This window comes from Arthrobacter sp. Y3223164, from assembly GCF_059091005.1.
On sequence record NZ_JBNHGF010000094.1, the window covers coordinates 1 to 8,439 of the forward strand.

Genomic DNA, 8,439 nt, shown 5'->3' on the forward strand with positions numbered 1-8,439 from the left:
GGCCGCCGATGCCGCCGCGGCGTCCCGCGGGCCCGCCGGCCGTGCGCCCGTCAGGACAGGACCTGGAGGACGTGGCCTCCTAGCACTCCACGACGTTGACGGCGAGGCCGCCGGTGGCGGTTTCCTTGTACTTGTCGCTCATGTCGCGGCCGGTCTCGCGCATCGTGATGATGACCTCGTCCAGCGACACCCGGTGCGTGCCGTCCCCCATCAGCGCCATCTTGGCCGCGTTCACGGCCTTGGCGGCACCGATGGCGTTCCGTTCGATGCACGGGATCTGCACCAGCCCGCCGATCGGATCGCAGGTGAGCCCCAGGTTGTGCTCCATCGCGATTTCGGCCGCGTTTTCCACCTGGGCCGGAGTTCCGCCGAGGATTTCGGCCAGTCCCGCGGCAGCCATCGACGAGGCTGAGCCGACTTCGCCCTGGCAGCCGACCTCGGCGCCGGAGATGGAAGCCTGCTCCTTGTAGAGAACCCCGATGGCACCGGCGGTCAACAGGAACTTCACGACCACCTGCTCCTTGTCCTCGCGGGTGGCCTGTTCCATGCCGGGTGCGTAGTGCGTGGCGTAGAACAGCACGGCGGGGATGATGCCGGCGGCCCCGTTGGTGGGCGCGGTGACCACCCGCCCGCCCGAGGCGTTCTCCTCGTTCACCGCCAGCGCCACCAGATTGACCCATTCCTGCCAGTACTTGTGGTCCCGGTCCGGGTCTTCCTTGCGCAGCCGCTCATGCCAGGCGGGGGCCCGACGGCGGACGTTGAGTCCGCCGGGCAGCTCGCCCTCGCGGCGGATGGCCGAGTCCTTGCACTCCTCCATCACGTTGTAAATGTGCACGAGTCCGGCCTCGATCTCTTCCCGCGGGCGGGAGGCCTCCTCGTTGCGCATCATGATGTCGCTGATGGCCAGGCCGGTGCTGCTGCAGTGCTCCAGCAGCCCCGCCGCCGTGCGGAACGGATAGGGCAGCTGCTGTTTGGAGGACTCCAGCTCCTCCCGGGCGGCTTCCTCCTCGCCGCCGCGGACAATGAAGCCGCCGCCCACGGAGAAGAAGGTGGCTTCGTGCAGAATCCGTGCCTCGCTGTCGTCGCTCGATTCCAGCACCTGGAACCTCATGCCGTTGGTGTGCCGGGGCAGCACGGTCAGCGGGTGCAGCACCATGTCCTGCACCCCGTAGTCCAACGGCCGGGCGGCGGCGCCGGGCAGTTCCGCCCCCAGCCGCAGCCGGCCGGAGGCGGCGATGTCCGCCAGCCGCTCCTCCACCTGGTCGGGCAGGATGTGCTCCGGTTCGAAGCCCTCCAGCCCCAGCAGCACGGCGGTGAACGTCCCGTGCCCGCGACCGGTGGCGGCGAGGGAGCCGTACAGGTCCACGCGCAGCCCGTTAACCCTGTCGAGCAGGCCGGCGTCGGCCACCTCCCGCACGAACGCGGAGGCGGCCCGCATCGGGCCGACCGTGTGCGAGCTGGAGGGACCGATGCCTACGGAGAAAAGGTCGAAAACGCCTACGGCCATGTCATCCCTTTCCTGTCTGTGTGGAGAGGTCCGGGGCCGCCGTCCCCGCGGCCGCGGGGACGGCGGCACCCTGGTAGCGGGTGAGGACTACTTTTCCCGCCGGTAGAACGGCAGCTCGACAACCTCGAACGGTTCGGGCTTGCCGCGCAGGTCGATGTCCACCCTCGTCCCGGGTTCGGCATACTCGGCGTCCACGTACGCCAGAGCCACCGGGTAGCCGAGGGTGGGGCTGGGCTGGCCGGAGGTGACTTCGCCGATGGTCCGGCCGTCTTTCAGCACCGGGTAGTGGGAGCGGCCGGCGCGCCGGCCAAGCCCCTTGAGCCCGACGAGCTTGCGGGCCGAGCCCTTCTCCTTCTGCGCCTCGAGGGCGCCGCGGCCCACGAAGTCGCCGTCCTTCTTCAGCGCCACCACGCCGCCCAGGCCGGCCTCGAACGGGCTGGTCTCGAGGGTGAGCTCGTTGCCGTACAGCGGCATGCCCGCCTCCAGCCGAAGCGAGTCGCGGCAAGCCAGCCCGGCCGGCAGCAGGTCGGCGCCCCGTCCGGCTTCCAGCAGGGCGTTCCAGAGCGCGGCCGCGTTGGTATTCGGGACGTAGATCTCGAAGCCGTCCTCGCCGGTGTACCCGGTCCGGGCCAGCAGCAGCTTCAGCGGCGCCCCGGACACTGTGAAGTCCACCTCGTCGGCGGCGTAGTACTTCATGTCCCGCACCGTGCCATGCTGGTTGGCGGGCACCAGCTGGAGCAGGATTTCCACGGACTTCGGTCCCTGCACTGCCACCAGCGAGGTCTCGGCCGTGGCGTCCTCCACCGTGGCGTCGAAACCTTCGACCCGTGCGGCGAGTTCCGCGGCGACCGTCGGGGCGTTGCCGGCATTGGGCACCACCAGGTAACGGTCCCCGTGCTGGTCGGCGGGACGCCGGTAGATGATCAGGTCATCGATGATGCCGCCGTCGGCGTTGCAGATCAGCGAATACTTGGCCCGGCCCTCGGTGACGGCGGAGAGCTTGCCGACGAGTGCGTAGTCCAGGAACTTCCCGGCCTCCGGGCCGGTGACCCAGACTTCGCCCATGTGGGAGAGGTCGAACAGGCCGGCGCTGCTGCGCACGGCGCGGTGCTCGGCCAATTCGCTGCTGTACTTCAGCGGCATCATCCAGCCGCCGAAGTCGGTGAAGGAGGCACCCAGCCGCTCGTGTTCCTCGTAGAGCGCGGTGTGCCGGGGCATGGTGGTGGTCTCGGTAGTCATGCGGTGCTGACCTCTCTAGTTCTCGAAGGCTTCGGGCGGCGGGCAGCTGCAGATCAGGTTGCGGTCGCCGCCGGCGCCGTCGATCCGTCCGACCGGGGCGAAGTATTTGTCCACTTGCAGGCCCGGTACCGGGAAGGCGGCCTGCTCCCGGGTGTACGGCCGGTCCCAGTCGGAGCTGACCACGGCGGCGGCGGTGTGCGGGGCCAGGCGCAGCGGGCTGGCGTCGAGCGGGAAGTCGCCGGCGATCACCTGGTCGATTTCGCCCTTGATCGCGATCATCGCGTCGATAAACCGCTCAATCTCCCCCAGGTCCTCGGACTCGGTCGGCTCCACCATCAGGGTGCCGGCCACGGGGAAGGACAGGGTGGGCGCGTGGAAGCCGTAGTCGATCAGGCGCTTGGCCACGTCCTCGGCGGTCACCCCCGACTTGGCGGTGAGTTCGCGCAGGTCCAGGATGCACTCGTGCGCGACCAGCCCGTCGTTGCCGGTGTAGAGCACCGGGAAGTGCTCGTTCAGCCGGGCGGCGACGTAGTTCGCGGCCAGCAGGGCGCTCTTCGTTGCCTCGGTCAGGCCCTCGGCCCCCATCATGGCCACGTAGGCCCAGGAGATCGGCAGCACGCCGGCCGAGCCGTACTCGCTGGCCGAGACGGGCACGCCCTTGCCTTCGTGTTCGGCCAGCGCGGCGTTGCCCGGCAGGAACGGCACCAGGTGTTCGGCCACCGCTACCGGCCCGACGCCGGGGCCGCCGCCCCCGTGCGGGATGCAGAAGGTCTTGTGCAGGTTCAGGTGGGAGACGTCGCCGCCGAACTTGCCCGGCTGCGCGAGTCCTACCAGCGCGTTGAGGTTGGCCCCGTCGATGTACACCTGCCCGCCGGCGGCATGGACCGCCTCGCAGACGTCGCGCACGTCGGCGTCGTACACGCCGTGCGTTGACGGATAGGTGATCATGATGGCCGAAAGCGCGTCGGCGTTCTGGTCGATCTTCGCGCGCAGGTCGGCGTGGTCGATGGTGCCGTCCGGTGCCGTGGCGACCACGACAACCTTCATGCCGGCCAGCACGGCCGAGGCGGCGTTGGTGCCGTGCGCGGAGGCGGGGATCAGGCAGACGTCGCGCTGGTCGTCGCCGTTGGCCAGGTGGTAGCGGCGGATGGCGAGCAGGCCGGCGTATTCGCCCTGCGAACCGGCGTTGGGCTGGATGGAGACGCCGGCGTAGCCGGTGATCGCCGCGAGGCGTTCCTCCAGATCGGTGATCAGCTCGCGCCAGCCGGCGGTCTGGCTGGCCGGGGCGAACGGGTGGATGGACGCGAATTCCGGCCAGGTCATCGCCTCCATTTCCGCCGTCGCGTTCAGCTTCATGGTGCACGAGCCCAGCGGGATCATGGTCCGGTCCAGGGCCAGGTCTCGGTCAGACAGGCGGCGCAGGTAGCGCAGCATCTGGGTCTCGGAGCGATGGCTGTGGAACACCGGATGGTCCAGGTAGGAGGAGCTGCGCAGCAGCTCCTCCGGCAGCTCGAAGCCGGCGTTCCCGGCCGTTTCGGCGGTCTTGCCGGCGGCGTCCTCCACGCCGAAGGCCTCCGCGACCAGGGCGAGGTGCTCCGCCGTCGTCGTTTCATCGGCGGAAATGCCGACGTGGTCGGCGTCGATGCGGCGCAGGTTCACGCCCTTGGCCTCGGCGGCGGCGGCGATCTCGGCGGCCTTGCCCGGAGCCTTCACCGTGAGGGTGTCGAAGAACCGGTCTGCCGCCAGCGCGTACCCGGCGCCGGTGAGCACGCCTGCCAGCGTGCGGGCGGCCTCATTGGCGTGCTGGGCGATCGCCTTCAGGCCCTCGGGGCCGTGGTAGACGGCGTACATGCTGGCCACGACGGCCAGCAGTGCCTGCGCGGTGCAGATGTTGGAGGTGGCCTTCTCGCGGCGGATGTGCTGCTCGCGGGTCTGCAGCGCCAGGCGGTAGGCGGGGCGGCCGGCGTCGTCCTTCGAGACCCCCACCAGGCGGCCGGGCAGGGAACGCTCCAGCCCCTTGCGGACGGCCATGTAGGCGGCGTGCGGGCCGCCGAAGAAGAGCGGCACGCCAAAACGCTGGGTGTTGCCGACGGCGATGTCCGCGCCCTGCTCGCCCGGCGGCGTGATCAGGGTCAGCGCCAGCAGGTCGGCGGCCACGGTGACCAAGGCGCCGCGCTCCTTGGCCTGCGCGATGACCGGAGCCTGGTCAAACACCCGGCCGGAGGCTCCCGGCTGCTGCAGCACGATGCCCGAGATGTCGCCGTCCGGCAGGCCGGCGGAGAGGTCGGCAACCTCTACGTCGAAGTCCAGCGCCTCGGCCCGGCCCTTGACGACGGCGATGGTCTGCGGCAGCAGGTCCGCGTCCAGCACGGTCTTGCCGGCGGATTTGGACTTGTTGGACCGGCGCATCAACAGCACGGCTTCGGCCACTGCGGTGGCTTCGTCCAGCAGGGAGGCGTTGGCGATCGGCAGCGCAGTGAGGTCCTGGACCATGGTCTGGAAGTTCAGCAGCGCCTCCAGCCGGCCCTGCGAAATTTCCGGCTGGTACGGGGTGTAGGCGGTGTACCAGGCCGGGTCTTCCACCACGTTGCGGCGGATCACCGGCGGCGTGATGGTGTCGTAGTAGCCCTGACCGATCATCTGCACGGCCGTCACGTTCTTCGCGGCGAGGGCGCGCAGGTCCCCCAGGACCTGGGACTCGCTGCGGGCGGCGGGCAGCGCCAGCGGTTCCTGCTGGCGGATGTCGGCGGGCACGGCCGCGTCCACCAGCTCGTCGATGCTGCCGTAGCCCAACTGCTTGAGCATGGTTTCCGCGTCGTTCCGGCGCGGACCGATGTGTCGGTCGGTGAAGGAGGCGCTGCCGGGCCGGGTAGCGCTGGTGGACTTAGCCGTCATGTGAGGAACTCCAGTTATCCCCGGCTGGGCTGACCATGCCGGTAGTGAAGGGTTCCTCCCCACTCTGTGACTGAACCTGAGAGATTCCGCAGGCTGTGGCCCAAGGGGCCGCCTCCTGCTTGCACCGTCGGTGAGCCGGTCCTGAACGGTCCGGCTGCTTTCCAGAGTTGCCTCTTCGCGGCGGTACAGGGGCCTGAGAGATTCCTGGGGAGGTATTGCTCCTACGGCGCCTGCTGACTGGTACCCAGCAGGACTCTCCCGCCGCATGTCGAAGGCTGTATGCAGTTGTACTGACTCCTTGAATGGTAGTCCAGCGGCTGGCGCGCAACAAGGCGGCGACGCCCGATGGCGCGGCTTGCAGCCGCCGCGGGGGCGCCGGAACCCGCGTGGCCGCCGCTAGGCATCGGTGCGCGAGAGCATGCCCTTCACGTAGGCGGCCTGTCCGACGTGCTCCAGGCAGTCGTCCAGGACGCTGACCAGCCGCACCCCCAGGCTGACGTGCGGGTCCCACCGGGTGTCCACGATCCGGTCCAGGTCATCCTCGCTCAGTCCGGCCAGATACTCCAGGGTGCCGGCATGGACGTCGTCGTAGTAGCCGCGCAGCAGGTCGGCCGATTCGACCCGGACGGCCGCCACCTGCTGCGACGTGTGGCCGTAGCCATGGTCCTTCCGGGGCAGCGGCAGGTCGAACCGCTCCGCCCAGCCGGTCAGCCAGTACTGGTCCGTGCCGGCGACATCGGCAATATGGTCGTCCTGGATGCGCGTCAGATGCCAGATAAGCCAGGCAATCGAGTTGCTGTCACCGCCGGGCCGGGCGGCCAGTTGTCCGGCGGCCAGCCCGTCCAGCACGGAGTGGACGCGCTCCTGGATCCTGCCGTAGGCATCTGCGAGCAGGTCGTTGAACTTCATGGCGCCTCCCGCCGGTCGACTGTGGCGCCAGCTTACCGGCCGGGGCCACGGCGAGGAATGCGTGCCTGCCCGCAGGCGCGGGGACGCTCACGCAGCCGCGCATCCGTCGCCCGGACCGCCTGCCTCAGCGGTCAACTGTAATCGGCCGTGATGGTTCGATCCCGGCCATTGAGCCGCATTGTCCCGCCGTAGGGCACGATCCATTGCGGACGGGTATGGCCGAACGGGACTCCGATGCAGACGACGGCGTGGTCGTTGTAGCGCTTTATCTCGGCGAGGACTGCATCGCGTTGCGCGGCGCGGAGCCGGGCACGCTCCTCCGCTGGCGGGACGGTACCGTGACTGCTCACCGGAGGCCGGGCGACGAGCACTCCTTCCACCGCCGAGAGGACGCCCCGTTCCCCCAATGCCCGGACCCATCTCTTGACCCACGCTGCCGGAGGCAACTCCTCACTGGTTTCAACAATCAGGATCGACCCCTCGAGGGCTCCCAGGGGCGGCAGCCGATCGGCCATGGCCAGCTGATCGATGACTTCCAGGCACCCGCCCCAGGTGCGGCCGGTCGCTTCCCGCTCGGGCCCCGCCCACGTCCACGGCTGCGTGGGTTCCCGTTCACCGAAGCTGACAAGGGCTTGTGGCGTCAGCCAGTCCGGCCCGAAGTCCTCGGACTCGCCTGGGTCAACAATCTCCAGCTCACCGCCCTTAAAGAGCGCTGCCTTCAGCGACGCGAGGTGCTGGTCGTCAATGTGCGGCCCGGCTCCGAGGTGCACCTGGGTCGAGCCCCCGTAGTAGCCTGCTATCCCGACCGACCACAGCCAGTTCAAGAGGTTCGTGTTGTCGCTGTAGCCCATGAAGATCTTGGGGTTCGCGGCGGCGAGACCGGCGTCCAGATGGGGAATGAGGGCTACCCGGTCGTCGCCGCCGATGGTCGCGAGGATGGCCCGGATGGCCGGGTCGGACAAAGCGGCGTGCAGATCCGCGGCGCGTTCCGCGGCGGAAGCGCCAAGCTTCCGGGTCGTCGGGTATTCCACAGGGACCAGTCCCGTTTCGGCGCTGAGTCGACGCATCGCCTGCTCGTGGACATCCGGCGCGAACCCGGGGGCAGCAAAGGACGGGGAGAGAATCGCGACCCGGTCACCGGGCTCAAGCTTGGGCGGGGACACAAGGGCATGGCTCGGCATTTCCCCATCCAACCACGCGCTGTGCCTCAGCGGCCGCTATCCATCCCGGGCCGAATCCTCCAGATAGCGGGGACGGCCCACGATGACCAGGCCCACCGCCAGGATGAGCAAGGCACCGCCCAGCAGGCCGAAGGAAGCACCCCAGCCGCCGCTGGCCTCGCGCAGCAGTCCGAACATCAGCGGGCCGGCGCAGGCGACCGTGTAGCCGATGCCTTGCGCGAACCCGGAGAGCAGCCCCGCGCCGGCCGTGGTGCGGGTCCTGAGGTTCACCAGCAGCAGGCCCAGCGCAAAGGTGCCCTGGCCGAGCCCCGCCAGGGTGATCCACAACCAGGTGCCGAACGAGGGTGACAGCAGCAGCCCGGCGTATCCGGCCGTGTAAAAGCCGATGAACAGCAGGCCCAGGCCCAGGGGATTGCGCAGCCGCCCCGCGATCAGCGGCACCAACAGACTGGTGGGCAGGCCCAGGATGGCGTAGTAGGCCAGCATGGTGCCCGCCGTCGGGGGCAGCATCCCGCTGTCCACCAGCAACGGCGGCAACCACGTGAACATGGCAAACGTGTTCGACAAGGTCCCGGCGAACACCAGAGCCAGGCCCCAGGCGACCGACGAGCGCCAGACACGGACCGACGTCGTCCCGACGGAACCGGCCTCAGCTCCCGCTGCGGGCTCCGAGGCTTCCGCAACGGGCGGCCCGTCGGCTCCTGCGGG

6 protein-coding genes and 1 riboswitch are annotated in these 8,439 nt (G+C 69.5%); all 6 genes read right to left on the minus strand.

The features are described from left to right. Positions 1-79: 79 nt before the first annotated feature. Complete coding sequence (locus AC5RUJ_RS07140) at positions 80-1,507, minus strand: L-serine ammonia-lyase (protein WP_494025269.1); 1,428 nt, start codon at positions 1,505-1,507, stop codon at positions 80-82. Positions 1,508-1,594: 87 nt separating this feature from the next. Continuing rightward, a complete protein-coding gene (gene gcvT / locus AC5RUJ_RS07145) occupies positions 1,595-2,746 on the minus strand; it encodes a glycine cleavage system aminomethyltransferase GcvT (protein WP_494128888.1) in 1,152 nt (383 codons plus the stop codon). 15 nt (positions 2,747-2,761) lie between these two features. Then, the gene (gcvP, locus tag AC5RUJ_RS07150) at positions 2,762-5,641 is read right to left on the minus strand and encodes an aminomethyl-transferring glycine dehydrogenase (protein WP_494128889.1); all 2,880 of its coding nucleotides are present in this window, start codon (positions 5,639-5,641) and stop codon (positions 2,762-2,764) included. 171 nt (positions 5,642-5,812) lie between these two features. Next, positions 5,813-5,912, minus strand: a riboswitch (glycine riboswitch). A gap of 125 nt (positions 5,913-6,037) precedes the next feature. Then, complete coding sequence (locus tag AC5RUJ_RS07155) at positions 6,038-6,550, minus strand: mycothiol transferase (protein ID WP_494128890.1); 513 nt, start codon at positions 6,548-6,550, stop codon at positions 6,038-6,040. Positions 6,551-6,681: 131 nt separating this feature from the next. Beyond that, positions 6,682-7,731, minus strand: a complete 1,050-nt coding sequence (locus tag AC5RUJ_RS07160) for a S66 family peptidase (RefSeq protein WP_494128891.1) — start codon at positions 7,729-7,731, stop codon at positions 6,682-6,684. A 36-nt stretch (positions 7,732-7,767) separates the two neighbouring features. Then, the coding region (locus AC5RUJ_RS07165) for an MFS transporter (RefSeq protein WP_494155710.1) at positions 7,768-8,439 on the minus strand (672 nt) is incomplete at its 5' end.

Coding starts and splice junctions, on each gene's coding strand:
- AC5RUJ_RS07140 (WP_494025269.1), bottom strand. CDS start 1,507: ATGGCCGTAGGCGTTTTCGACCTTTTCTCCGTAGGCATCGGTCCCTCC.
- gcvT (WP_494128888.1), bottom strand. CDS start 2,746: ATGACTACCGAGACCACCACCATGCCCCGGCACACCGCGCTCTACGAG.
- gcvP (WP_494128889.1), bottom strand. CDS start 5,641: ATGACGGCTAAGTCCACCAGCGCTACCCGGCCCGGCAGCGCCTCCTTC.
- AC5RUJ_RS07155 (WP_494128890.1), bottom strand. CDS start 6,550: ATGAAGTTCAACGACCTGCTCGCAGATGCCTACGGCAGGATCCAGGAG.
- AC5RUJ_RS07160 (WP_494128891.1), bottom strand. CDS start 7,731: ATGCCGAGCCATGCCCTTGTGTCCCCGCCCAAGCTTGAGCCCGGTGAC.